This is a genomic window from Kitasatospora sp. A2-31 (assembly GCF_022288725.1).
GTDB lineage: Bacteria > Actinomycetota > Actinomycetes > Streptomycetales > Streptomycetaceae > Kitasatospora.
In genome coordinates, this window is the sequence record NZ_JAKNTA010000009.1 from 339,653 (window position 1) to 363,859 (window position 24,207).

The window sequence follows — 24,207 nt, forward strand, 5'->3', positions numbered from 1 at the left end:
TGTGGATAACTCCGGCCTGTGGATAACTTCTGTCACCCGCAGGGGTGAGAATCCCGCAATACCCGAAATTCCCCTGGACATCCCGGCGCCGGGAGGTCCAACGTCAGTTCCCGAACCCGGAGTCGTCCGAGGGCAGCTCGAGATCGCTCTTCGCGAGCTCCTCGATGTTCACGTCCTTGAAGGTCAGCACCCGGACCTTGCGGACGAACCGGGCCGGCCGGTACATGTCCCAGACCCACGCGTCCGCCATCGACACCTCGAAGAAGACCTCACCCTGGACCGAGTGCACCTGCAGCTCGTAGTCGTTGGTGAGGTAGAAACGTCGCTCGGTCTCGATCACGTACTTGAACAGGCCGACGACGTCCCGGTACTCCCGGTAGAGCTTGAGCTCCATCTCGGTCTCGTACTTCTCGAGATCTTCGGCACTCATCCAGGCGTCCCCTCAACTTGTCACGTCCACCCATTGTGGACCACCGCACCTGCCCTCAGAGCCTTACCGGGGTGACCGGCGGCCCCTCGGTCACCAGGAGTTCCAGGAAGTCCGCCAATCCGACCGGGTAGACCGTCTCGGCAGTGGTCCTGAGCTCCTCGATCGTCCACCAACGCGCCGCGAGCAACTCCGCGTGCTCGTCCGCCCCCATCCCGGAGTGGTCGAGCACCGTCTCGGCGGTCCGCGCCAGGTGGAACCACTGCTCCTGGTCGTAGCGCTGTCCCCGAAAGGAGAACGAAGCCGTGCCGTGCGCCACCACCGGCCCCAGCTCCACGTCCCTGTCCCTCAGCCCGGTCTCCTCCGCGAGCTCGCGCACCGCCGCGTCGCGGACGCTCTCGCCGGGTTCCAGGCCGCCACCGGGAGTGAACCACCAGGTCACCTCCGGCACCGCCGGGTCCGAGGCCCGGAAGAGCAGGATGCGGTCCTGTCCGTCCAGCAGAAGGATCCTTGCGGCCCTCCGTCGTTTCGGCTCCACGGCGGCGCTCCCCCCTCCCCTCGGTCCTCGTGACGGCTCCCCCGATCCTGCCACCCGGCACGACCGTCGCGGGCGATGTTCGCCAGAGCCGCGCGGGCGGGCGCGGCGGTCCCGGTGGCCTCGTCCGTGGACGAGCGGACGGCGCACGCCGTGGTGGCGCCGGCGGTCAGGCCGCCCGGCGGCGCCGGAGCCGGCGGGTCAGGCCGGCGACGCCGCCCGCCGCGGAGATCAGCACGATCAGCGCTCCACCCGCGACGCAGGCGTAGAAGGCCGGCTCCAGCGGCCCCGGCTCGCCGGCCTTCGCCCCGTCGATCGCATCGAAGGCGGAGGTGCGGGCGAACAGACCGGTCCGGCCGAACGGCAGGACGGTGGCCTCCACCCGGGCCTCGACCTCGCTCGCGGCGATGGTGCCGCCGTCGATCTCCAGATGGACGCGGGAGTCCAGCGAGCCCTGCCGGTTGTCGCCGAGCAGGAACAGCCGCCCGGGCGGTACGTCCACGCTGAAGGTGCTGCCCTGCGGGCCCTGCGACGCCAGGTACGGCTCCTCCACCGGCTTGCCGTTGACGGTCAGCCGGCCGCCGTCGCCGGTGGTGGCCACCGTGTCGCCGCCGACGGCGACGACCCGCTTCACCATGAGCTGACCGCCCCAGGCCTGGTCACGGAAGACCACGACGTCCCCGCGGCCGACGGTCGAACCCTCGACCTCCCGCGCCAGAACGGTGTCCCCGGACTTCAGCGTGGGGGACATCGAGCCGGTCGGAATGCCGTACGGCCGGTAGTCGACGGCCATCACCGCGAAGCCGCCGACCAGGAGCAGCAGGCCGATCCCGATCAGTACGCCCTGGAGGACCGCAGCCGGTCTGCGCCGGGGCCGCGTGACGGCGGCCGGACGCCCCGCCGTCTCTTCCACGACACTGCTCATCGACACCGTCCAACCCCGACCGAACCGGAAACGCTCACGGCGTGCCCGGGTCACAGGCGGAGAACCCGGCGGGCCGTGGCACGTCCGAGCAGATTACTCGTCGGTACCACGGCCCGCGCAAGACCTCGGGGCTCCCCGGCCGGGGTCAGGGCTGCTTCCCGCGCTCCGCGCGGTCCCGCAGTCGGCGCACCACCGGGAGCAGGGCGACGGCGCCGACCGCACCGGCCGTGGGCGGCACCAGCGGCACGGCCGCCGCCAGGCCCTTCTGGTCGAAGGTCTCCGGCACCGGGAGCGTGGCCCAGCGGTTCAGCGGCCAGGCCACCACGAACGCGCGGCCGATCACGTCGTCCACCGAGACGGTGCCGCCGCCCGGCTGGTCCATGTGGAAGCGGGAGTCCAGCGAGTCGCCGCGGTGGTCGCCCATCACCCAGATCCGGCCCTCCGGCACCTTCACCGGGCCGAAGTCCTTCATCTGGCAGGGCGTGTTGCCGGGGTAGACGTACGGCTCGTTGAGCGCGATCCCGTTGACCTTGACCGGACCGTCGCCCTCGCACTCGACGGTGTCCCCGCCGACCGCGATGACGCGCTTGATCAGGTCCTTCTCGTTGTCGGAGGGCATCAGGCCGACGAAGCTGAGCACGTCCTGGATGCCGCGGACGAAGGAGTTGCCGCTCTGCTTGGTGGGCTCGTCCGCGAGCCAGCCGCCCGGGTCCTTGAACACCACGACCTCGCCGCGCTCCGGCTCGGCACCGAACCACGGCGTCAGCTTGTCCACCAGCACGCGGTCGCCGACCTGAAGCGTGTTCTGCATCGACTCCGAGGGAATGGAGAACGCCTGGACGAAGAAGGTCTTGATCACGAGCGCCAGGACGAGGGCGATGCCGATCAGGATCGGCAGCTCCTTCCAGAAGGAGCGCGGCTTGCGCTCCTTGTCCGCCGGCTTCTCCGGACTGTCCTCCAGGAAGCCCTCTCCGCGGAGACCGTCGGGGGCGTCACCCGTGCCGTTGCCCTGTTCGTCGGCGGACTGGGCCGCCGCGTCCTCGGCGGACGAGGGCACCGCGGACCCCGTGGACCGGGTCGCCCGGCCGCCGGAGCCCTCGGGCTCTCCGGCGCCTGAGCGGGCGCCGATCACCAAATCCCCCACAACGTCTCCTCCCTGCTGTGCGGACGCCCGCGCGCCCGCGCTCACAGTGCCGCACAGCGGGCACCACACTTCCATCACCGACCGTGAATGCCCCAAGGCCGCCTTCGGGGCGAAACCTGACACCAGCACAGCCGTCGGACGCGACCGTTGTCGGGTACCGGCCGCATCAGGACTTCTCTATCACTCCCGGGCATCCGGCTCGCGCTCCCACACGCGCGGCCCGGCCGGTCTCCGGACCGGTCCGGGCTAGGCCGGTCGCCGCCCCGGCCGACGGCCGACGAGCGGAAGGATGCCCAACACACCCATAACGAGCGGAGGTTCCATCGGAACCGGCCTCGCGCCCGGCGAATCCGGCGCGACGCCGCGGGCCTGCGGGGCCTTGGCCAGCTTGGAGAGTGAACCCGGCGCGTCAAGTTGATCGATCCGGCTCACCGGCCAGACGATCGTGAAAGCGCGGCCGACCACGCCGCTCAGCGGGATCGTGCCCTGCCCCGGATTCCCCATGTGGAAGCGGGAGTCCGCGGACACGTCCCGGTGGTCGCCCATGACCCAGAGCCGCCCCTGCGGGACCTTGACCTTGAAGGGCTGCCGGGAGGGCGGATTGCCGACCGCCAGGTACGGCTCGTCGATCGGGGTGCCGTTCACGCTGACGCGGCCCTGGTCGTCGCAGCACTCCACGGTGTCCCCACCGACACCGATCACACGCTTGATCAGATCCTGCTCGCTGTCGGAGGGCAGCAGCCCGACGAAGGTGAGGACCTGTTTGGCTCCGCGCAGCACCGGTCCGTCGGTGGACGGCTGGTGGTCGGACTCGAGCCAGCCCCCCGGGTCCTTGAACACCACGACGTCGCCGCGCTCCGGCTCGGCACCGAACCAGGGGGTGAACTTGTCCACCAGCACCCGGTCCCCGATCTGGATGGTCTGCTCCATCGACCCGGAGGGGATCACGAAGACCTGCACCAGGAACGTCTTCATCACCAGTGCCACCAGCAGCGCGACGAAGACGATCAGCGGGAGCTCGCGAAGCAGCGAGCGCCTGCGGCGACGTGCCGCCCGGCGCGCGGTGCGGCGCCGATCGGCCCTGCCGCGGACGGGTATCGCCACCTCCGCGTCGGCCGGGCCCCCGGTAGCCGGCCGCCCGGCCGGACGGGCGGGGCCGGCGGTGGAGCGGGCCGCGGAGCGATCGGCGGGGCGGTCCGCAACGCGTCCTCTACCTCTGGTCCCCATGGCCACCGGTCCCCCCTGCCGCTGCGAACGCCGACGGCCGGTCCAGGCCGCCGGCCCAGTGGCCGATCGGGTAGACCACCCAGTCCGCCCGGCCGATCACCCTGCCCTCCGGGACGAAGCCACCACCGGGCTCGCCCAGGTGGTCACGCGAGTCACGGGAGGCGCTCCGGTGGTCACCCATCACGAAGAGCTTTCCGGCCGGAACGACGACGTCGAAGGCCACGTTCGACGGCTCGTCCCCGGGCGCCAGATAGGAGGATTCGTCGATCGGCACGCCGTTGACGGTGATCCGTCCGCCCGGGCCGGTGCTGGTCACCCGGTCGCCTCCGACACCGATGACCCGCTTGACGTACACGGAGTCGCCGGCCGGGGCTAGGCCCAGGTCCTGGGCGAACGCGCGCAGCGCATCCCCGAAACCGGTCGGCTCGGCCGGTCCGCGACGAAAGGAACCGGTCCCGTCGAAGACCACGACGTCGCCGCGCTCGGGGTGGTCCCCGAAGGCGTAGGCGAGCTTGTTCGCGATCAGCCGGTCACCCGAGCGCAGGCTGTTCTCCATCGAGGCGGAGGGCACCGAGAACGGCCTCGCCACGAAGGCGTTCACCAGCAGCAGGGTGAGCAGGCAGATCCCCGCGAGCAGCAGCAGGTCACGCGAGCGCGAGCGCGACCACGAACGGGACCGGAGTACCTCTTCGGCGGCTTCGGGCTCTGCGGGCTCTGCGGGCTCTGCGGGCTCCACGGACGCGACGGGCTCCACGGGCTCTTCCGGTTTCCCGGAGTCACCCGGCGCCTCCGAAGCCCCGGCCCGCTCCGAAGCCCCGGCCCGCTCCGAAGCCCCGGCCCGCTCCGAGGCCCCGGCCCGCCCGGGCTCCCCGGCGCCTTTCGCCTCGCGGGCCGCGTCCACCTCGCCGGCACGACCCGGCCGCCGGGCCGTTCCGGGCTCATCGAGCTCCCCGGAAACGGCCGCGGACCGCGGCGGCAAGTCCGCACCGGTGGGTGCGGGACGGCCGTCGCGGTCCGCGGATGGTTCGTGCGTGCTCATCGGAGGCTGAGCTTACCTTGCGGCAGCCGCGCTCCCCAGAGCGATCCGATCCCCCGGCGAGGCCGGGAGACGGTGGATCAGCGGTCGCGCTTCTCCTTGATCTTCGCGGCCTTGCCGCGGAGGTCACGCAGGTAGTACAGCTTGGCGCGGCGAACGGCACCGCGGGTCACGACCTCGATCTTCTCGACGACCGGGGTGTGCACCGGGAAGGTGCGCTCCACGCCGACGTTGAAGCTGACCTTGCGAACGGTGAAGGTCTCGCCGACACCGGCGCCGTGGCGGCGGATGACGACGCCCTGGAAGACCTGGACACGGGAGCGGTTGCCCTCGATGACCCGGACGTGGACCTTCAGGGTGTCACCGGCGCGGAAGGCCGGGATGTCGCTACGCAGCGAGGCCGCGTCGACAGCAGCGAGCTTGTTGCTCATGTTGCTCTCCATCGCAGGCGCCACGGGCCGCCCACGGAAGTTCGTCACAATGGGGTCTGCTGCGGGCCGCATCGGATGGCGGTGATCCCCCCGTGGCGGGGGCACCGGTCCACGTGACCCCTACGGGAGGAGCCCAGCGACAGACAGCAGCGGCCTATTCTTCCACACCATCGGCCACGGACCGAAATCGGCCGAGGTCCTCGTCCCAGGCGAGCCCGAGGATGCTGAGCGCCTCGCGCTCCTTCTTGTCGAAGGCGCCGTACTGCCATCGTGCGACCAGGTCGGGGCGGTTCGCCAGGGTTCGGGCGAAAGCCTGTTCGCGCCGCCAGCGGGCGATCCGGCCGTGGTTGCCGCTGAGCAGGACGTCGGGCACCGTCCGGCCGCGCCACTCGGCGGGCTTCGTGTAGACCGGGCCCTCCAGCAGATCGGCCATCGCCCCCGGCGCGAAGGAGTCGTCGCGGTGCGACTCGGCGTTGCCGAGCACACCGGGCAGCAGCCGGGCGATCGCCTCGACCATCACCAGGACGGCGACCTCGCCGCCGGCCAGCACGTAGTCGCCGATCGACGCCTCGACCACCGGCATCCGGGTGGCGGCCTCCTCGATCACCCGGCGGTCGATGCCCTCGTAGCGGGCGGGGGTGAAGGTCAGCCACGGGCGGCCGGCGAGCTCCTGCGCCAGTTCCTGGGTGAACGGACGACCGCTGGGGGTGGGCACCACCAGCGTGGGCACCTCACCCGCCGGCCCCTTGCCGATCACCGCGTCCAGGGCCTCGCCCCACGGCTCCGGCTTCATCACCATGCCGGGGCCGCCGCCGTACGGGCTGTCGTCCACGGTCCGGTGGACGTCGTACGTCCAGTCGCGCAGGTCGTGGACGTGCACGTCGAGCTGGCCCCGGGCGCGGGCCTTGCCGACCAGCGAGATGTTCAGCGGCTCCAGGTACTCGGGGAAGATCGTGACGACGTCTATCCGCATACCGTCCTGGACGGCCGCCGCGCCCGAGGCACCCGACGCGCCCGGCGCTGCGGTCGGGTCCGACGCACTCGACGCACCCGGTGCGCCCGGCAGGCCCTCGGCGCCCGGCGCGGCTTCGATGGCGCTCACGCCGACCCCTCCGCCCCGGACTCCGCCGAGCCCTCGGCGGGCTCCGCGCCGTCGACGCCCTCCGCGCCCTCCTCGCCCTCCGACTCGCCCGAGCCCTCGGACGCGCCACGCGCGACCTCGGCCTCCTCCGGGTCGATCAGGCCGGGCGGCGGGTCGAGCACCGCCCGCTGGTTCTCCAGGTCGACGGTCGGCACGATGCGGCTGACGAACGGCACCAGGACCTCCGTCCCGTCCGGCTTCTTCACCGTCAGCAGGTCCTGATAGGGCAGGTGGACCACCTCGGTCAGCTCACCGACCGGGGTGCCGTCGAGCAGCACCACGTCCAGGCCGATCAGCTGGTGGTCGTAGTACTCCTCCGGGTCCTCCGGGCGCTCCTCCGGGTCGACCTCGGCGATCAGGATGGTGCCGCGCAGTGCCTCGGCGGCGTTGCGGTCCTTGACGCCGGCGAAACGCAGCAGCAGCCGGCCGCTGTGCACCTTGCCGGACTCGACGGTCAGCGGCCCGGCCGACGCGGGGTCGGTGAGCAGGACGGCGCCCGGGCCGAGCCGGAGCTCCGGCTCGTCGGTGCGGACCTCGACGCTGACGTCCCCCCTGATGCCGTGGGCGCGGCCGATCTTGCCGACGACGAGCTGCACGGTGATCGTTCTCCTGGATCGGTGCTGTGGGTGCGGAGTAGTACGTGGCTGCGGGAATGCAGTGCTACCGGTGTCGCAGTGCTGCGGGAATGCAGTGCGGCGGTGTCGCTCCGGCGCTGCAGGACCCGTGGCGCCTGCAGTGCTCTTCGGTCTTCGGACTTCGGACCTCGGACTTCGGACCTCGGACCTCGGACCTCGGACCTCGGAAACGGTGCGAGGAACGGTGCGAAACGGAGAAGGCCGACCGGGACGCATGCGTCCCGGTCGGCCTCAAGCCCTGACGGCTGAACGAGCAGCGGCGTCAGCGAATGCTGTCCACGTCGACCAGGTCGACCCGGACGTTGCGACCGCCGAGGGCGCCGACCACGGTGCGCAGTGCGCGCGCCGTGCGGCCGCCCCGGCCGATCACCTTGCCGAGATCATCGGGGTGCACCCGCACCTCGATGGTGTTGCCCCGGCGCAGGTTGCGCGAACGCACCTGCACCTCGTCGGGGTGCTCGACGATGCCCTTCACCAGGTGGTCGAGGGCGTCCTCGATCACGATCAGGCCTCGGCGGCGGCGTCGGCCTCAGCCTCGGCCTTGTCCGACTTCTTGGCCTTCGGGGTGATGGCGACACCGGTGGTGGCGTCCTCGAAGCCGGCGACGGCCTTCGCGAACAGGTGCGAGAAGTCCTCGACCTTCGGCTCGGCGACCTTCAGCGGCTCCGGAGCCGGCAGGCCCTTGAACTTCTGCCAGTCGCCGGTCAGCTTGAGGATGGCGAGCACCGGCTCGGTCGGCTGGGCGCCGACGGACAGCCAGTACTGGGCGCGGTCGCTGTCGACCTCGATCTTCGAGGGGTTGTAGGTCGGCTGGTAGATGCCGATCTCCTCGATCGCGCGGCCGTCACGCTTGGTGCGGGCGTCGGCGACGACGATGCGGTAGTGCGGGGAGCGAATCTTGCCGAGACGCTTGAGCTTGATCTTGACTGCCACGGGAGTGGATTCTCCTGGTGTTGACGTGGGTGAGCAGCCTCGCCGTCGCGTGGGGTTGCGGGGCGGGCCGTTCAAGGGACACGCCAGCCGTAGGAGAGAGGGGTCCTGCTCGGCTGCCGAGTACTCAGCTGTCCATTCTGCCATATCGGCGGCGACAGCCTTCACCGGGCCTTCGCAGGTCCGACCGGGAGCCCCCGCTCCCGGTCAGCCCGAACACGCCCGGCGTGTCCTCCGCGTACCGGCACGCGCGACGCATCCGCCGCCCGCGCCGTCCGTCCACACGTCCGAAGTCGATCCGCGCCGGCCGAAGCCGACGGTCGACACCGCCGGTCACCACCGGCGGCCGTTCCGACCGGACCGCTGCCCGCACAGCTGTCGGCCGGTACCGCTGCTATCGCCCTCAGGCGATTGCTACCGCCCTCAGGCGATCTTGAAGGGCTGCTGGCACGCGCCGCAGACGATGGACGCCTGCGCGAGCACCGACGGAACGACGCGGACGTTGCGCCCGCAACCGCACACCGCCTTGACCCGGACGCCGCCCCCGGAGGAGCCGTGCCGGGCCGCCGGCCCCCGGAAGGCCCGGGTGGCACCGTCACCGGCCACCGCCTCCTGATGGGCGCCGAGGGCCCGGTCCAGGCGTTCGATGGTCTCCGCGTACCGCTCCCGCGTCTCCTTGAGCATGGTCACCTGGGAGAAGCCGCTGCTGGCGTGCGGTTCGACCGGGTGGGCCAGGCCCAGCTCGGAGGCGAGGAGCAGGAAGCGCCGGTTGTGGTAGCGGCCGGCCCGCGAGGTGTCCCGGATGTCCCGGGCCGCGGCCAGACCATGGGCAGCCTCGTGGAGGAGCCGCTCGAAACCGAGCCGCGTGCCACAGGCCGAGGAGGACTCACCGATCAGCGCCTCGGGCGAGGCGAGGTCGGGAAGGTCCTGGTGGAAGGCCTGGATGTCGCTCCAGGCGGCGGCCAGTTCGGCCGCGAGGACGAGGGGCTGTGTCGTGCTCACGCTAGACCAACGATGGAGTGAGAGCCGATGTTCCGCGCGTTCCCGATCTCCGGGAATTCCCAGGAAACTCTCAGGAATGTACGAGTGCGCGCAATTCGCGCGTTCCGGATCTGACGCAAGACCAACCCCCTGCCGGTTTGGGCCCGTCGCAACTCGGCGAGCCTCGTCATTTCCGTCCGGGAACGGGCTGTCGCCCCCAGGACGTACGTACGACCCATGATCCTGTCGAGTTGACAGGGCCACGGGCCGTACACCGTACCGCTATTCCGTTAATACCGGCAGTTGACCGGCCAGTAGGTATGCCGCCATACGAGACGACCCCTGGACGGTTACGAGCCGAATTCCGGACGGCCGATGTCGTCGCCTGTCCATACTCACCAGTACCGGTCCGTTTGCGACACCGGTACGACACCTCGAAGACGCGGCCGGGACAGCACTGTGACACGGCCGAAAGCGCTCAAAAGCGCCCCGGAAGCCCCCGAACGCACCCGAAGGCCCCCCTCCCGAGCATCTGCCGAACGAGCACCCGCCGAAGGAGCGCCGCCGAAGCCGCGGGAACGACCTCGGCGCGACCCCGGCCGCCCATACGCCCATGGACCACCCAGGAGGGTTCGAGACCACCCAGGGCGGCTTCGAAGGCCCCAGACGCCCGGGCGGGCTTCCCTCGGCTCCCCCCGGCCCCGGCTCCCCCCGGCCCCCCGGCGCGCCCCCGAAGCGCCCGGAAGCACCCGGAAGCACCCGGAGGGCCCCTGAAACGGGACCGGACGCCCCCGGGCCGCGCACGGCGGCGTCAGGGGCGTCCGGGCCGGTGGGCCGCCGCGCGTCAGTACGCGCGCGCCACGATGGCGATGTTGCCCTCCTGGTCGTCCGCCTGCGGCACCGAGCCGTCGGCGGCCACGATGCACCGCACGGAGACGCCCTGCTCGGCCAGCTTGGCCTCGCCCTCCGGGCCCAGCTCGGCCCAGGAGATCCGGCCCCAGCCGGTGGCCGCGGCCTCGACGGCCTCGCCGATGGTCTTCACGTCGACGGTGCGGGCCTCGCGGCGCTCGCGGGACTGGCGCAGGAGCAGCGCCTGGTCCTCCTCCAGGACGCCCGGGAGCAGCGCGGCCAGGGTGTCGATCGAGACCGGCTCCTTGCCGCCGGGGATCCGGCGGGCGAGCATCGCGGTGCCGTTCTCCAGGTCGCGCGGGCCGACCTCGATGCGCAGCGGCACGCCCTTGAGCTCCCAGTCGACCGCGCGGCGGCCGAACGGGGTGTCGGTGCGGTCGTCGACGACCACCCGGATGCCGGCGGCCTCCAGCTGTGCGCCGATCTCGCGGACCTTGGCGATCACCGCGTCGTCGCCCTTGATGGCGAGGACGACGGCCTGGACGGCGGCCAGGCGCGGCGGGACGCGCAGGCCGTTGTCGTCGCCGTGGGACATGATCAGACCGCCGAGCATGCGGGTCGAGACGCCCCAGGAGGTCTGCCAGACGTACTCGCGCTCGGCGCCCTGGAGCTGGTACGTGGTGTTGAACGCCTTGGCGAAGTTCTGGCCCAGCTCGTGGCTGGTGCCCATCTGCAGCGCCTTGCCGTCGCCCATCATGCCCTCCAGGGTGAGGGTGTTGATGGCGCCGGCGAAACGCTCCTTGGCGGTCTTGCGGCCGAGCACGACGTCGATGCCGAGCACGTTGGTCATGAAGTCGCCGTAGACCCGGGTGTGGATCATCGACGCGTAGTCACGGGCGTCCTCGTAGGTGGCGTGGGCGGTGTGGCCCTCCTGCCAGAGGAACTCGGTGGTGCGCAGGAAGACGCGCGGGCGCAGCTCCCAGCGGACCACGTTGGCCCACTGGTTGATCAGCAGGGGCAGGTCGCGGTGGCTCTGCACCCACTTGGAGAAGTACTCGTTGATGATCGTCTCGGAGGTGGGCCGGACGACGACCGGCTCCTCCAGCTGCTTGCCGCCGCCGTGGGTGACCACCGCGAGCTCGGGGGCGAAGCCCTCGACGTGCTCGGCCTCCTTGGTCAGGTAGGACTGCGGGATGAACATCGGGAAGTACGCGTTCTGCGCGCCGGCCTTCTTGATCCGCGCGTCCATCTCCTGCTGCATCCGCTCCCACAGGCCGTAGCCGTACGGTCGGATGACCATGGTGCCGCGCACCGGACCGTTGTCGGCCAGCTCGGCCTTGTTGATGAGGTCCTGGTACCAGCGCGGGAAGTCGTCCGCCTGGGGGGTGAGAACGGGTGCCTTTGCCATGGGGCGAATGGTACGGGGAGCGGGGCCCTGACTTCGAATCGGATGCCCTCAGGGGCCGCCGGCGGGCCGCCCGCCAGGGGGCGCACGACCGCGACACGCGCGCACCACCCTGCACCCCTCTGGACGCCGCGCCCGAGCCGCTGTTCGCTGGAGTGGGGCGGGACTTTGGGGGAGCCGTAGCAGCACACCGAAGGACCGGATGGGAGGCCGCGATGGCTTCAGCTCGGACGACCGGCACGACCGTACGACCCGCGGGCGCACGACCGCACGACCCGCTGCCCGCGACCGCGTGGCCCGAGCGGGCGCGCGACTGGGCGGAGATCCAGGAACGCATGCTGGTACCGCTCTACGAGGCGGTCTACGACCGGCTGGAGGTCGGCCCGGCGACCAGCGTCCTGGGTCTGGGCTGCCGGTCCGGCCTGGCCCTGCTGCTGGCCGCCGAGCGGGGTGCTCAGGTCGCCGGCCTGGAGCCTCAGGACGAGCTTCGGGAGCTGGCCCGGGGCCGGCGGCTGAAGGTCGGCGCGGGCCTGCGGCCGGCGCCGGAGGTCCCCCGCTCGGCCCATTCGCTGGTCACCGTTTTCGAGCAGCTGCCGGGGGCCGCCGAACCGGGGCGCGTGGTCGCCGAGGCGGCCCGGCTGACGCTCCGCGGCGGGCACGTGGTGCTGGCCGCGTGGGGGCCGCCCGAGCGGTGCGAGAGCGCGGCCGTGCTGGACGTGGCGCGCCGGATGGCCGGGCGCACCACCGCGCGCGACCCGTTCGCGCTGAGCACGCCCGGCGCCCTGGAGGACCTGCTCGCACCGGCGGGCCTGCGCCCGGCCGGCAGCGGCCGGGTGGGCTGCCCGTTCGCCTACCCGGACCTCGACAGTGCGGTGCGCGGACTGCTCTCCACCGGCCTGTACGACGCCGCGGCGGAGTTCTCCGGGCTGCCGCTGGTGGCGAAGGAACTGGAGGAGGCGCTGCACCCGTACCTGCGCCAGGACGGCTCGGTGCGGATGGAGAACGTCTTCCGGTACCTGGTGGCCGAGCAGCCGCGCTGACCGCGCAGGAGCGCCCGCCCCGAGAGGACCGACGCCCGTACCCGACCCGGCGGTCACACCCGCGCAGGCCCAACGGCCACGTTCACCCGGGCACGGCGGTCACACCCGCGCAGGCCCGACGACCACACTCCCCCGGGCACGGCGGCCACACCCACCGGCCACCTACCGTCCGGGCCCCGCCGAGCCCGGCTACGCCCCGGCGCCCGGCCACTCCTCCGCGGTCAGCGCGAACCGTTCGTGGTCCCGCCAGGCACCTCCCAGGAAGAGCATCCGGGGCGTGAACCCCTCGTGCCGGAAGCCCAGGCGCTTCGCGAGCCCGATCGAACGCTGGTTCTCCGGCTGCACGTTGATCTCCAGCCGGTGCAGCCCAAGACCGCCGGCGGTCTGCGGGGCGAAGCAGCAGTCGACCACCAGGCGGACGCCCTCGGTCATCCGGCCGGTGCCGGCGAACGGCAGGTAGGAGTCGTAACCGAGCGATGCGTTGCAGAACCGGCCCATGACGATGTTGGCGACGTTCACCTTGCCGACGATCCCGCCGGTCTCCTGATCGATGATCAGGAATGTCCGCAGGCCCGCCCCCTGCCGCTCCAGGAGGTCCGGGAGTCCGTCCGGCTCGACCGGGTTCCACTGTCCGATGTGTTCGGCGGACCGCCGGACCGCCTCGGAGTACGCCGCCTCGTCCCCGGCCCGCGGGGCCCTGATCGTCACTCTCACCCCACCATCATCGGACATGCGAACGGCCCGCCGCCCGGGGGACCGGGCGGCGGGCCGCGCGTGGGGAGCGGGGGCCGGCACGGGGCCCCGGACCGAGGGCCTCGGGACCCGCGGGCAGCGGACTTACAGCAGGTCCTTGAACTCCTTGGGGAGCTCGAAGTCGGCCGGGCCCTTTCCTGCGCCGAGACCGAAGGCGCCGCCGTCCTGGGCCGGGCCGTGGCCGGCACCGAGGGCGCGGCGCTCGGCGGCGGCGGCCTCCTCCTGGGCCCGCTTCAGCGGGTTGCCGCTCTTGCGCTTGCCCTTGGCCACCGGGGCCTTCTTGGCGGACTTCTTCGAACCGCCGCCCATGCCCGGGATCCCCGGCATGCCCGGGATGCCCTTGCCGGAGGCCATCGCGGACATCATCTTGCGGGCCTCGAAGAACCGCTCGACCAGGTTGTTGACCTCGCCGACCTGGACGCCGGAACCCTTGGCGATGCGCAGGCGGCGCGAGCCGTTGATGATCTTCGGGTCGGTCCGCTCGGCCGGGGTCATCGACTTGATGATGGCGCCGACCCGGTCGACGTCCTTGTCGTCGATGTTGTTGATCTGCTCGCGGATCTGGCCCATCCCGGGCAGCATGCCCAGCAGCTTGGAGATCGAGCCCATCTTGCGGACCTGCTCCAGCTGGGCCAGGAAGTCGTCGAGGGTGAAGTCCTTGCCGCCGCCCTGCAGCTTGGAGGCGATCTTCTCGGCCTCGGCCTGTGAGAAGGTCTGCTCGGCCTTCTCGATCAGCGAGAGCACGTCGCCCATGCCGAGGATGCGCGAGGCCATCCGGTCGGGGTGGAAGGCGTCGAAGTCGTCGACCTTCTCGCCGTTGGAGGCGAACATGATCTGCCGACCGGTGACGTGCGCGACGGACAGCGCGGCACCACCGCGGGCGTCGCCGTCGAGCTTGGAGAGCACCACACCGGTGAAGTCGACGCCGTCGAGGAAGGCCTGGGCGGTGGTGACCGCGTCCTGGCCGATCATCGCGTCGACGACGAACAGGACCTCGTCCGGGTTCACCGCGGCCCGGATGTCGGCGGCCTGCTGCATCAGCTCGGCGTCGATGCCGAGGCGGCCGGCGGTGTCGACGACGACGACGTCGTACTGCTTCTGCTTCGCGTACTCGATCGAGTCGCGGGCGACCTGCACCGGGTCGCCGACGCCGTTGCCCGGCTGCGGGCCGTAGAAGGCCACGCCCGCGCGCTCGGCGACGACCTGCAGCTGGTTGACGGCGTTGGGGCGCTGGAGGTCGCAGGCGACCAGCAGCGGGGTGTGCTTCTGCTTCTTCAGCCAGTGGCCGAGCTTGCCCGCGAGGGTGGTCTTACCGGCACCCTGGAGGCCGGCGAGCATGATCACCGTCGGGCCGTTCTTGGCGAACTTCACCCGGCGGGTCTCGCCACCGAGGATGGCGATGAGCTCCTCGTTGACGATCTTGACGATCTGCTGGGCCGGATTCAGCGCGCCGGAGACCTCGGAACCGAGGGCGCGCTCCTTGACCTGTTTGATGAAGGCCCGCACGACCGGCAGCGCGACGTCCGCCTCCAGCAGCGCGATGCGGATCTCGCGGGTGGTGGCGTCGATGTCCGCCTCGCTGAGGCGGCCCTTGCCCCGGAGGTTCTTGAACGTCGCTGCGAGGCGATCGGAAAGGGTGTCGAACACGTCGTCGCGGGTCCTCTGCGGCATCGGTATCGGTACGGTCGTCGCCCCCAAGGGTATCCGGCCGTCCCGGGAACGGTCTCCACCCCTGGGCGGACGCCGCACCACAGCCCGTCAGAGCCCGTCAGAGCCCGCCACGGCCCACGCACGGCCTCGCACGGCGGCCCACGGCGTGCTCCCGGGCGACGCGCGCCCGGCAACGCGAACCCGGGCAACGCAAACCCGGGCAAGGCGAACCCCGCAACGCCCGGCGAGGCCCGGGCGCCCCTGGGCCCCGGGCGCCCCGCACATCCCCGGGCTCAGCCCAGCGCCGCCCGCACCGCGGCCGCCACCTCCCCGGCCCGCTGCGGGCTGAGCGGGCGGCCCGCGTCGTCGGTCAGGTAGAAGGAGTCGACGGCGTCCGCCCCGAGGGTGCTGACGTGCGCGGTCCGCACCCGGACGCCGGCACCGTCCAGTGCCCGTCCGATCCGGTGCAGCAGGCCCGGCGCGTCGTGGGCGCGCACCTCCAGCACCGTCGCCGTGGCCGAGGCCACCGCCGGGGCCACCGCGACCAGCGGCGGCGGGGTGGGGATGCCGCGGCGGCGCGGGGTGGCCGCGTCGCGCTCGGCGAGCCGGCGCGACACGTCCAGCGAACCCTCCAGCGCCCGCCGCAGGTCGGCCCGGAGCCGGGCCGCCTCCGGCAGCTCACCGAACTCGGCGGCCACCGTCCAGGACAGCAGCAGGACCGGACCGGCACCGATCGGGTCCAGCTCGCGCAGGCCGGCCGAGCGGACCGTCAGCCGGTGCAGCGCCAGCACCCCGGCGACGGTGCCGAGCAGACCCGGCCGGTCGGGGACGGCGAGGGTCAGCCGGACGCCCATCGGCTCCGGCCCCTCCTCCCCCGCGCCCGGCGCCGCCGCGCCCTCCCCGGCCCAGGCCGGAGCCTCCGCCCGGGCCGACACCTCGGCCTGGGCCAGCAACGAGAGCGCCGGCCCGCCGGTCCGGGCGGCCTCGACCGCCAACCGCTCCTGCTCGGCGGTCGGCTCCTCCTGATGGCCGCTGCCGGAGGCCGGCAGCGGGTGGCCGCCGGCCAGCTGGGCGGCGGCGCGGGCGGTCAGCCCGTCCACCAGCGAGGCCCGCCAGCGGCTCCACGCGGCCGGACCGGTGGCGGTGGCGTCGGCCTCGGTCAGCGCGTGCAGCAGCTCCAGCTGCGGCAGGGTGGCCACCACCTTGGTGATCGCCTCCACGGTGGCCGGGTCGTCCGGGTCCCGCCGGGTCGCGGTGTCCACCAGGGTGAGGTGGTGGCGGACCAGCATCGCCAGCGTCTCCACCGACTCCCGGTCGAAGCCCATCCGGACCGCCACGTCACGGACGATCACCTCGCCGGCCTCGCTGTGGTCACCGGGCCAGCCCTTGCCGATGTCGTGCAGCAGCGCGGCCACCAGCAGCAGGTCCGGCCGGGCCACCCGGCGGGTCATCGCGGCGGCCCGCACCGCCGTCTCCACCAGGTGCCGGTCCACCGTCCAGCGGTGCACCGCGTTGCGCTGCGGCCGGCAGCGGACCCGTTCCCAGTCCGGCAGCAGCCGGGTGATCAGTCCCTCCGCCTCCAGCGCCTCCCAGACCGGCAGGCAGGCCTCGCCCGCGCCGAGCAGGGTGACCAGTTGCTCGCGCGCCTCGTCCGGCCAGGGCACCGGCAGCGGGCGGCACTCGGCGGCCAGCCGGCGCACGGTCGCGTAGGAGATGGTCAGCCCGTTCTGGGCCGCGGCGGCCGCGGCGCGCAACGGCAGCACCGGGTCGGCGGCCGGCCGGGCGCCCTGGGCCAGCACCGCCTCGCCGTCCTGCTCGACGACGCCCTCGGCGAGCGGGCGGCGCTCCACCGCGCCCCGGGCGACCGCCCCGGCGCCGCGCCCGGCGCCGGTGAACGGGAAGGCGAGCCGGGACATCCGGCGGCCGCGACCGGCTCGGGCCGCCAGCACCCGGTCCACCGCCCGCCAGGTGACGTCACTCGCGTAGGCGATGGTGCGGGCGGCCTCGTAGACCTGGCGCAGCAGGGTGTCGGCGTCCAGCACGCCGAGCCGCTCGGCGACCTGGTCCTGGTCCTGGAGGCTGAGCCGCTCGGTGGCCCGGCCGGTGGCCAGGTGCAGCGCGTCCCGGACGTCGGCGAGCCGCAGCGCGGCGGCGTCCAGGCCGTCCCGCGGGGCGTCGGCCAGCCAGGTGGCGGCGATCGCGTTGAGCGCGACGACGTCCCGCAGGCCGCCGCGGGCCTCCTTGAGGTCCGGCTCCAGCAGGAAGGACAGTTCGCCGTGGCGCTCGGCCCGCTCCCGGCCGAGCTCGCGCAGCTCCGGCAGGCGGTCGGCGGCGCCGGCGCGCCAGTCGGCCAGGACGGCGGAGCGCAGCCCGGCGGTGAGCGCCGGGTCGCCCGCGACGTGCCGGGCGTCCAGCAGGCCCAGCTGTGCCTTGAGGTCGGCGGCGGCGACCGCGCGGGCCTCGGCGGGGGTGCGCACCGCGTGGTCGAGCGCGGCGCCGGAGTCCCAGACCGGGTACCAGATCCGCTCGGGCAGCTCCGGGTCGAGCGGGCCGTCGTGCAGCAGCAGGACGTCGAGGTCGCTGCGCGGGGAGAGCTCGCCGCGCCCGTAGCCGCCGACGGCGACCAGGGCCACGCCGGCCGGGGCACCGGCCGCGGCGAGCAGGCCGCCCAGCCAGTCGTCGGTGAGCGCGGCCAGGGCGGTGCGGCGGGCGCTCCCGGTGAGGTCGGGCCGCTGCAGCAGCCGGGCCCGGGCGGCGCCGTAGTCGGGGAGCTCCTCGCACTCCGGCCGGCGACCGGGCGACGCACCCGGTCCGTCGGCGAGCGGGAAGGGCGGGTCGGTTTCGGTGGCCATGCGGAGTCCCCGTCCGTCGTCGTACGGTTGAGCGATCGGCGCTGATACGCCGTCAGCGGACCTGCGACCAGGGGTGGTCGCAGGCCCGCCTGCGGGTCGATCGAGCTGAATGCTAGAGGGAGGGCCTCGGGCGGCTAGAGGGCGTCGGGGCCGCGCTCACCGGTCCGCACCCGGACGGCCGTGTCGACCGGGATGCTCCAGACCTTGCCGTCGCCGATCTTGCCGGTCCTGGCCGCCTTCACCAGTACGTCGATCAGCTGATCGGCGTCGTCGTCCTCGACCAGGACCTCGACTCTGATCTTGGGCACCAGGTCCACGGTGTACTCCGCACCCCGGTAGACCTCCGTGTGGCCGCGCTGGCGGCCGTAGCCGCTGGCCTCGGTCACGGTCAGGCCGTGCACCCCGAAGGCCTGCAGGGCGGCCTTCACGTCGTCCAGGCGGTGCGGCTTGATGACTGCGGTGATGAGCTTCATCAGGCGTCGACCTCGGTCTTCTCGGTGTTCTTCGCGGTGCTGGTCGCCGTGCTCTTCGCGGTGCCCGTCGCCGCGCTGCCGGCAGCGGCGGCGGGCTCGCCGGCGGTGGTCGCGGACGCGGTCGGGGCGGCGACCACGGCCGCGGCCGGGGCCACGGCGGTACGGGCCAGACCGGCGCCCACCGCGCTGAAGTCGTACGCGGACTCGGCGTGCTCGGCCTGGTCGATGCCGGCCACCTCGACCTCCTCGGCGACGCGGAAGCCGACCGTCCGGTCGATCCCCTTGGCGAGCAGCCAGGAGAGCACGAAGGAGTAGACGGCGACCACGGCCACGCCCATCGCCTGCTTGCCGAGCTGCTCCAGGCCGCCGCCGTAGAACAGGCCCTTGGCGGTCTGGCCGACGGTGCCGGTGGCGAAGAGGCCGACCAGCAGCGAGCCGATCGCGCCGCCGACGGCGTGCACGCCGACCACGTCGAGCGAGTCGTCGAAGCCGAAGCGGTACTTGAGGCTGATCGCCGCGGCGCAGACGGCGCCCGCGATCAGGCCGATCGCCACCGCGCCGAGCGGGCTGACCGAGCCGCAGGCCGGGGTGATCGCGACCAGGCCGGCCACCGCGCCGGAGGCGGCGCCCAGCGTCGTGAACGCGCCGTGCCGGAGCTTCTCGTAGATCAGCCAGCCGACCAGCGCGGCCCCCGTGGCCACCTGGGTGTTGACCAGCGCCATCGCGGCGACACCGTTGGCGGCAAGCGCCGAGCCGGCGTTGAAGCCGAACCAGCCGAACCAGAGCAGCCCGGAGCCGAGCATCACCAGCGGCAGGCTGTGCGGGCGCATCGGGTCCTTCCTGAACCCCACCCGCTTGCCGAGGACCAGGCAGAGCGCCAGGCCGGCCACGCCCGCGTTGATGTGCACGGCGGTGCCGCCGGCGAAGTCGATCACGCCGTTGCGGTCGCCGAGCCAGCCGCCGTTCCCGCCGTCGAAGAAGAAGACCCAGTGCGCCACCGGGAAGTACACGACGGTCACCCAGAGGGCGATGAACAGGCCCCAGGCGGTGAACTTGGCCCGGTCCGCGACGGCGCCGCTGATCAGCGCCGGGGTGATGATCGCGAACATCAGCTGGAAGGCGGAGAACGCGGTGACCGGGATCGTCCCGGAGAGGTCGTTCAGGCCGATGCCGCGCATCCCCAGGTAGTCCAGGTTGCCGATCAGGCCGGCTCCCGAGTCGGGACCGAAGCTGAGCGAGTACCCGTAGAGGACCCAGAGCACGCTGACGATGCCCAGCGACAGGAAGCTCATCGCCAGCATGTTGAGCGTGCTCTTCGCCCTGACCATGCCTCCGTAGAAGAAGGCCAGGCCCGGGGTCATCACCATGACCAGGGCCGCACAAATGAGCACGAAGGCGGTATCGCCCGCGCTGAAGCCGTCCGGCATCGGCGTCTCCTCATGAATGGAAGCCGCTCCACACCCGGGTTACCTGTCCCGTGCCACCCCGGGGTGTCGGCGATGAGAAGGAGAGTGCCGAAGGCTGGTTTCCGCCGATGCGGCCCGTTGTTTCACGGCCGTGACGGCGGCGACGGCAGGGTTACACCTGCGTGAACCACGGCCACGCCGCGGCGCCGGATGGGTTACCGTTCCGCCGCCCGGCACGCGCAGTGCGGTGCCGGACACCGAACGTGGCGGCGACGGCCACCCCGGGAACGGCCGGGAACGGCCGCCGACCGTGGCGGCGGCGGCCGGCACGGTCGGCGGGGCGGGGAGCGCGGAGGGCCGGGCCGGCGGGGCGGGGAGAGCGGAGGGCCGGGCCGGAGGGGAATCCGGGAGGGCCGGAATCAGACCACCGAGACGTACTCCGGGATGTCCTGGACCACCCGCTCCTGGAGCCGGCTCACCGCGTCCACGCCCTTGAACCGGGCCGCGGCGGCCTCGGTGGTCTTGCGCACCCGGGAGTTCAGCCGCTCCGAGCGGACCTTGCCGGCGATGTCCACCGCCTGCTCGGCCATCACCGCGGCCTGCTCCGCCTCGTTCTGCAGCAGGTGGACGCTGGCCATGCCGATCAGGTTGAAGGCGTAGGAGCGGACGTGGTCGCCGTCCTGGCGGAAGAGGTCGACCGCGCGCTCCATCACCGGGGCCGACATCGAGGCGTACAGCGCGGCGTTGTCGGAGTGGTAGGCGAGGTCGCGGAAGGAGTGCGCGTTCTCGGCGTTCAGCTCGGCCGGCGAGAAGAACTTCAGCCAGTCCGGGTCGCCGTCGCCCTCGCGGATGTCGGTGAAGGTGTCCTCGGCCAGCCGGACCGCCCGGGCGCAGCGGTTGACCTCGCCGATGGTGGCGTAGGCGCGCGCCTCCATCGCGTAGAGCAGCGACTGCTGGCGCGGGGTGGCGGTGTCCCGGCTGCCGTACTGGGCCAGGTGGATCAGCTCCAGGGCGTCCTCGCCCCGGTTGAGGTGGATCATCTGGCGGCTCATGTCGGTGAGGATCAGGGCGCCGAACGGTCGGTCGCCGGCCTCCTTGGCCGCGTGCAGCGCCAGCACGTAGTACTTCTGCGCGCTCGGGTGCATGCCCACGTCGTACGACATCCAGCCGGCCAGGTGGGCCAGCTCGGCGGTGAGCCGGAACAGCCGCTTGGTGGTCGCCTCGGGGTAGGACTCCTGGAGCAGGTCGGTGACCTCGTGGAGCTGGCCGACGACGGCCTTGCGGCGCAGGCCGCCGCCGTTCTGGGCGTCCCACTGCCGGAACATGACCGTGGTCTGCTCCAACAGTTCCAGCTCGGGCTCGGACAGCCGCCCGGTGAACGCCTCGCCGCCGTTGGCCGCGGCCAGGATCGGGGTGGGTGCGCCGGTCGGACCGGGGGCGAGCCAGCGCTGCATCGGCTCGATCAGCGCGGCGCCGGCCGTCAGGGCGAGCGAGGTGCCCAGGAAGCCGCGCCGGTTGAGCATCAGGTCGCTGCGCGAGTAGTCGCTGATCAGCTGGACGGTCTGGGGCGCACTCCAGGGCAGGTCGACGCCGCCGCCGACGGTGGAGACCGGGACGGCGGCCCGCAACCCGAGGTCCTCGATGGAGACCACCGAACCGAAGCGCTCCGAGAACAGCTCCGACATGATCTTCGGGATCGGCTCGCGGGGCTGCTCGCCGTCCAACCAGCGGCGCACCCGGGAGGTGTCGGTGGAGACGTGGTGGGCGCCGATCTGACGGGCCCGGCGGTTGACCTGGCGGGCCAACTCCCCCTTGGACCAGCCACTGCGGGCGAACCACGTGGTCAGCTTCTCATTGGGTTGCTTCTCTGCCATGGGTAACGTCCCCATCCCGCCCGGCCCCTGCTCCGGGGCCCCGATCGTGACCGCCCGACGGTTGCGGGCTCTTGCCAGACGTGCCGTACCTGAGGTGCGGTCGGAACCGCACATTCGAACCGCTGGTCGCACTGGTGTGCCATCGTCGCGGACGCTGCGTCAGTTTCCTCAACTTCCGCCCCCCTTGGGCTCGGAGCGGACTCTCCGACGACGTCCGTGTGCTGAACGTAGTGCCCCGCACGGGACCCGGGGGAGCGGCCCTGGCGAAACGCCACCTTTCGCCACCCCCAGGAGTGAACCGAAGCAAGTCCGCACACGCTTCACTAGGTAGTCCCGACGGTCCGGCATATGCGGGCCGCCAAGTCCCCACCGGCATCCGGCTCAGCACGGCAACCCACAGCAGCCACCGGCGAGTTCGCCGCCCGCCCTGATCGACGACCGCCTCGCGCACACGACGATCCGGCATCGGCCCCGCCCGCCACAAGGGGCGCCCGAGGCACACCACTGCAACAGGCGCACGCCACGCGCTGCGCGCCGCCACCGCACAACGCACCACGCAACGGACAATCAACACAAAGTCACCGTCCCGTAACCATCGGCAACGAGAACCTGTTGGGGGAGGCATGGACAACCTGTTCGGCGAACTTCGACTGGGGCACCTGCGGTTGGCCCCGCTGGGGGTGCGCCGCCGCACCCGGGTCACCGCGTCCCAGGCTGCCGCGGAGTACACCGGCCGCTGGGGCTGGGCGGTCGCCGTCGGCACCCCGGCCGCGCCGACCGGCGACCCGGCCCGCTGCCGGTGCGGCGCCCCCCGCTGCGCCGCCCCCGGCCTGCACCCCGTCCCCGGCGACGAGCCCGCCGGCCGGTCCGGCGCCGACGTCCCGGTGCTGTTCCCCACCGGCCGGGCCTTCGACGTCCTGGACGTCCCCGAGCAGGCCGGCCTGCAGGCCCTGGTCCGACTGGAGCGGATGGGCACCCAGGTCGGGCCGGTGCTGGCCGCGCCCACCGGCCGGCTGCAGTTCCTGGTCGCCGCCGGCACCGCCCGCCGGCTGCCCGACCTGCTGTACCGGATGGGCTGGGACGACGCCGCCCTCGACCTCACCTGCCACGGCGAGGGCAGCTACGTCGCCGCCCCGCCCACCGTGCTCGGCGGACTCGGCCCGGTCCGCTGGCTGCGCCGCCCCACCCGCGACAACGCCGGCTGCCCGCCCGAGGCCCGGCTGCTCCTCGGCACCCTCGCCTACGCCTGTCACCGCGGCCGCGAGCGCACCGCCGAACCCGCCTGGCTCGCGTCGTAGGCTCGCCCGCTCGCCCCTCGCCCGACGGCGCGGCTCCGGGGCGGCCCACCCGCTCGCCCCTCGCCCGACGGCGCGGCTCCCGGCGCGGTCCCGGGCTACCCCGCCGTACGGCAGCGGGTACGACGAAGGGCCCGCCCCTCGCGGAGCGGACCCTTTCACCGGTGACGGCCGGGGCTCAGTCCCCGATCAGCGCGTCCACGAAGGCACCCGGCTCGAACGGCGCCAGGTCGTCCGCGCCCTCGCCGAGACCGATCAGCTTGACCGGCACGCCCAGCTCGCGCTGGACCGCGACCACGATGCCGCCCTTCGCCGTGCCGTCCAGCTTGGTCAGCACGATGCCGGTGATGTCGACCACCTCGGCGAAGACCCGGGCCTGGATCAGCCCGTTCTGACCGGTGGTGGCGTCCAGCACCAGCAGCACCTCGTCCACCGGGCCGTGCTTCTCGACGACCCGCTTGACCTTGCCCAGCTCGTCCATCAGGCCGGTCTTGGTGTGCAGCCGGCCGGCGGTGTCGACCAGGACGGTGTCGGCGCCCTCGGCGATGCCCTCCTTGACCGCGTCGAACGCGATCGAGGCCGGGTCGCCGCCCTCGGGGCCGCGCACGGTCCGCGCGCCGACCCGCTCGCCCCAGGTCTGCAGCTGGTCCGCGGCGGCGGCACGGAAGGTGTCGGCCGCGCCGAGCACCACCTTGCGCCCGTCGGCCACCAGCACCCGGGCCAGCTTGCCGGTGGTGGTGGTCTTGCCGACGCCGTTGACGCCGACGACCAGGACGACCGCCGGGCCCTCCTGGTGCTTGGTGGAGTGGACGGTGCGGTCGGCGTCCTTGCCGATCAGCTCGACGAGCTCCTCGCGCAGCAGCCCGCGCAGCTCCTCCGGGGTGCGGGTGCCGAGCACCTTCACCCGGGTGCGGAGCCGCTCGACCAGCTCCTGGGTGGGGGCCACGCCGACGTCGGCGGTGAGCAGGGTCTCCTCGATCTCCTCCCAGGTGTCCTCGTCCAGGTGCTCCCGCGAGAGCAGCGAGAGCAGGCCCTTGCCGAGCGAGTTCTGCGAACGCGAGAGCCGGGACCGCAGCCGGACGAGCCGGCCGGCGGTGGGCTCGGGGACTTCGAGGGCCGGGGCCTCCTCCTCGACCGTCTCGGGGACGGTCACGGCCTCGGCCTCGGGAAGCTCCACCTCCTCGACGGTGCGGCGGGG

Annotated in this window: 22 protein-coding genes; 2 read left to right on the forward strand and 20 right to left on the reverse strand. The window is 72.8% G+C overall.

Features of this window, described 5'->3' with window-relative positions; all coding sequences use genetic code 11:
- Window positions 1-103 precede the first annotated feature (103 nt).
- The 13 genes from MCM47_RS25680 to proS all read right to left on the reverse strand — a co-directional run bounded on the left by MCM47_RS25680 (window position 104) and on the right by proS (window position 11,669).
- Window positions 104-430, reverse strand: coding sequence for a DUF2469 domain-containing protein (locus MCM47_RS25680; RefSeq protein ID WP_148642766.1), 327 nt, complete (start codon window positions 428-430; stop codon window positions 104-106).
- A 55-nt stretch (window positions 431-485) separates the two neighbouring features.
- Window positions 486-965, reverse strand: coding sequence for an NUDIX hydrolase (locus MCM47_RS25685; RefSeq protein ID WP_238864051.1), 480 nt, complete (start codon window positions 963-965; stop codon window positions 486-488).
- Between the two features lie 166 nt (window positions 966-1,131).
- Entirely contained in the window at window positions 1,132-1,887 is a 756-nt protein-coding gene (gene lepB, locus MCM47_RS25690; RefSeq protein WP_238864052.1) for a signal peptidase I, read from the reverse strand.
- 145 nt (window positions 1,888-2,032) lie between these two features.
- Window positions 2,033-3,031: a signal peptidase I gene (gene lepB / locus MCM47_RS25695; RefSeq protein WP_238864053.1), complete on the reverse strand. Its 999-nt coding sequence runs from the start codon at window positions 3,029-3,031 to the stop codon at window positions 2,033-2,035.
- Window positions 3,032-3,277: 246 nt separating this feature from the next.
- Window positions 3,278-4,258 (reverse strand): signal peptidase I, encoded by a 981-nt coding sequence (gene lepB / locus MCM47_RS25700; RefSeq protein WP_238864088.1) that lies wholly within the window; start codon window positions 4,256-4,258, stop codon window positions 3,278-3,280.
- The gene (gene lepB / locus MCM47_RS25705; protein ID WP_238864054.1) at window positions 4,242-4,994 is read right to left on the reverse strand and encodes a signal peptidase I; all 753 of its coding nucleotides are present in this window, start codon (window positions 4,992-4,994) and stop codon (window positions 4,242-4,244) included. The genes lepB (MCM47_RS25700) and lepB (MCM47_RS25705) overlap by 17 nt, the downstream gene beginning before the upstream one ends.
- A 380-nt stretch (window positions 4,995-5,374) precedes the next feature.
- Window positions 5,375-5,725, reverse strand: coding sequence for a 50S ribosomal protein L19 (gene rplS / locus MCM47_RS25710; protein ID WP_063347674.1), 351 nt, complete (start codon window positions 5,723-5,725; stop codon window positions 5,375-5,377).
- A 154-nt stretch (window positions 5,726-5,879) separates the two neighbouring features.
- Window positions 5,880-6,698 (reverse strand): tRNA (guanosine(37)-N1)-methyltransferase TrmD, encoded by an 819-nt coding sequence (trmD, locus tag MCM47_RS25715; protein WP_238864089.1) that lies wholly within the window; start codon window positions 6,696-6,698, stop codon window positions 5,880-5,882.
- Between the two features lie 125 nt (window positions 6,699-6,823).
- Window positions 6,824-7,462 (reverse strand): ribosome maturation factor RimM, encoded by a 639-nt coding sequence (rimM, locus tag MCM47_RS25720; RefSeq protein ID WP_238864055.1) that lies wholly within the window; start codon window positions 7,460-7,462, stop codon window positions 6,824-6,826.
- A 301-nt stretch (window positions 7,463-7,763) separates the two neighbouring features.
- A complete protein-coding gene (locus MCM47_RS25725) occupies window positions 7,764-8,003 on the reverse strand; it encodes an RNA-binding protein (RefSeq protein WP_030306741.1) in 240 nt (79 codons plus the stop codon).
- A 2-nt stretch (window positions 8,004-8,005) separates the two neighbouring features.
- Entirely contained in the window at window positions 8,006-8,434 is a 429-nt protein-coding gene (gene rpsP, locus MCM47_RS25730) for a 30S ribosomal protein S16 (protein ID WP_196946892.1), read from the reverse strand.
- Window positions 8,435-8,854: 420 nt separating this feature from the next.
- Window positions 8,855-9,433, reverse strand: a complete 579-nt coding sequence (locus MCM47_RS25735; RefSeq protein WP_148642772.1) for a hypothetical protein — start codon at window positions 9,431-9,433, stop codon at window positions 8,855-8,857.
- Between the two features lie 823 nt (window positions 9,434-10,256).
- Entirely contained in the window at window positions 10,257-11,669 is a 1,413-nt protein-coding gene (proS, locus tag MCM47_RS25740; RefSeq protein ID WP_238864056.1) for a proline--tRNA ligase, read from the reverse strand.
- A 212-nt stretch (window positions 11,670-11,881) separates the two neighbouring features.
- Here proS and MCM47_RS25745 point away from each other — a divergent pair, with 212 nt between their 5' ends.
- The gene (locus tag MCM47_RS25745; RefSeq protein ID WP_374209204.1) at window positions 11,882-12,706 is read left to right on the forward strand and encodes a class I SAM-dependent methyltransferase; all 825 of its coding nucleotides are present in this window, start codon (window positions 11,882-11,884) and stop codon (window positions 12,704-12,706) included.
- Between the two features lie 189 nt (window positions 12,707-12,895).
- Here MCM47_RS25745 and MCM47_RS25750 read toward each other — a convergent pair whose 3' ends face one another.
- The 6 genes from MCM47_RS25750 to MCM47_RS25775 all read right to left on the reverse strand — a co-directional run bounded on the left by MCM47_RS25750 (window position 12,896) and on the right by MCM47_RS25775 (window position 21,714).
- Window positions 12,896-13,438 (reverse strand): GNAT family N-acetyltransferase, encoded by a 543-nt coding sequence (locus MCM47_RS25750; protein WP_238864057.1) that lies wholly within the window; start codon window positions 13,436-13,438, stop codon window positions 12,896-12,898.
- 105 nt (window positions 13,439-13,543) lie between these two features.
- Complete coding sequence (ffh, locus tag MCM47_RS25755; protein ID WP_238864091.1) at window positions 13,544-15,106, reverse strand: signal recognition particle protein; 1,563 nt, start codon at window positions 15,104-15,106, stop codon at window positions 13,544-13,546.
- Window positions 15,107-15,402: 296 nt separating this feature from the next.
- Window positions 15,403-17,961 (reverse strand): [protein-PII] uridylyltransferase, encoded by a 2,559-nt coding sequence (locus MCM47_RS25760; protein WP_238864058.1) that lies wholly within the window; start codon window positions 17,959-17,961, stop codon window positions 15,403-15,405.
- A 134-nt stretch (window positions 17,962-18,095) separates the two neighbouring features.
- Window positions 18,096-18,434 (reverse strand): P-II family nitrogen regulator, encoded by a 339-nt coding sequence (locus tag MCM47_RS25765; protein WP_238864059.1) that lies wholly within the window; start codon window positions 18,432-18,434, stop codon window positions 18,096-18,098.
- Window positions 18,434-19,861 carry an ammonium transporter gene (locus MCM47_RS25770; RefSeq protein ID WP_238864060.1) on the reverse strand — a complete coding sequence of 476 codons (1,428 nt, stop codon included), beginning with the start codon at window positions 19,859-19,861 and terminating at the stop codon, window positions 18,434-18,436. The genes MCM47_RS25765 and MCM47_RS25770 overlap by 1 nt, the downstream gene beginning before the upstream one ends.
- 398 nt (window positions 19,862-20,259) lie before the next feature.
- Window positions 20,260-21,714, reverse strand: a complete 1,455-nt coding sequence (locus MCM47_RS25775; RefSeq protein ID WP_238864061.1) for a hypothetical protein — start codon at window positions 21,712-21,714, stop codon at window positions 20,260-20,262.
- A gap of 623 nt (window positions 21,715-22,337) precedes the next feature.
- On the opposite strand from MCM47_RS25775, the gene MCM47_RS25780 reads away from it, so the two are divergent.
- Complete coding sequence (locus tag MCM47_RS25780; protein WP_238864062.1) at window positions 22,338-23,012, forward strand: bifunctional DNA primase/polymerase; 675 nt, start codon at window positions 22,338-22,340, stop codon at window positions 23,010-23,012.
- A 175-nt stretch (window positions 23,013-23,187) separates the two neighbouring features.
- Here the strand turns inward: MCM47_RS25780 and ftsY are convergent.
- Window positions 23,188-24,207 (reverse strand): signal recognition particle-docking protein FtsY (gene ftsY / locus MCM47_RS25785; RefSeq protein WP_238864063.1); only part of this gene is annotated, 1,020 nt, incomplete at its 5' end.

What these genes read in the sequence shown, in the direction of transcription:
- lepB (WP_238864088.1), bottom strand. Translation starts at nt 4,258, where the DNA reads ATGGGGACCAGAGGTAGAGGACGCGTTGCGGACCGCCCCGCCGATCGC.
- MCM47_RS25770 (WP_238864060.1), bottom strand. Translation starts at nt 19,861, where the DNA reads ATGCCGGACGGCTTCAGCGCGGGCGATACCGCCTTCGTGCTCATTTGT.
- MCM47_RS25765 (WP_238864059.1), bottom strand. Translation starts at nt 18,434, where the DNA reads ATGAAGCTCATCACCGCAGTCATCAAGCCGCACCGCCTGGACGACGTG.
- MCM47_RS25750 (WP_238864057.1), bottom strand. Translation starts at nt 13,438, where the DNA reads ATGTCCGATGATGGTGGGGTGAGAGTGACGATCAGGGCCCCGCGGGCC.
- trmD (WP_238864089.1), bottom strand. Translation starts at nt 6,698, where the DNA reads ATGCGGATAGACGTCGTCACGATCTTCCCCGAGTACCTGGAGCCGCTG.
- MCM47_RS25780 (WP_238864062.1), top strand. Translation starts at nt 22,338, where the DNA reads ATGGACAACCTGTTCGGCGAACTTCGACTGGGGCACCTGCGGTTGGCC.
- MCM47_RS25680 (WP_148642766.1), bottom strand. Translation starts at nt 430, where the DNA reads ATGAGTGCCGAAGATCTCGAGAAGTACGAGACCGAGATGGAGCTCAAG.
- rplS (WP_063347674.1), bottom strand. Translation starts at nt 5,725, where the DNA reads ATGAGCAACAAGCTCGCTGCTGTCGACGCGGCCTCGCTGCGTAGCGAC.
- lepB (WP_238864052.1), bottom strand. Translation starts at nt 1,887, where the DNA reads ATGAGCAGTGTCGTGGAAGAGACGGCGGGGCGTCCGGCCGCCGTCACG.
- MCM47_RS25745 (WP_374209204.1), top strand. Translation starts at nt 11,882, where the DNA reads ATGGCTTCAGCTCGGACGACCGGCACGACCGTACGACCCGCGGGCGCA.
- MCM47_RS25775 (WP_238864061.1), bottom strand. Translation starts at nt 21,714, where the DNA reads ATGGCAGAGAAGCAACCCAATGAGAAGCTGACCACGTGGTTCGCCCGC.
- proS (WP_238864056.1), bottom strand. Translation starts at nt 11,669, where the DNA reads ATGGCAAAGGCACCCGTTCTCACCCCCCAGGCGGACGACTTCCCGCGC.
- MCM47_RS25760 (WP_238864058.1), bottom strand. Translation starts at nt 17,961, where the DNA reads ATGGCCACCGAAACCGACCCGCCCTTCCCGCTCGCCGACGGACCGGGT.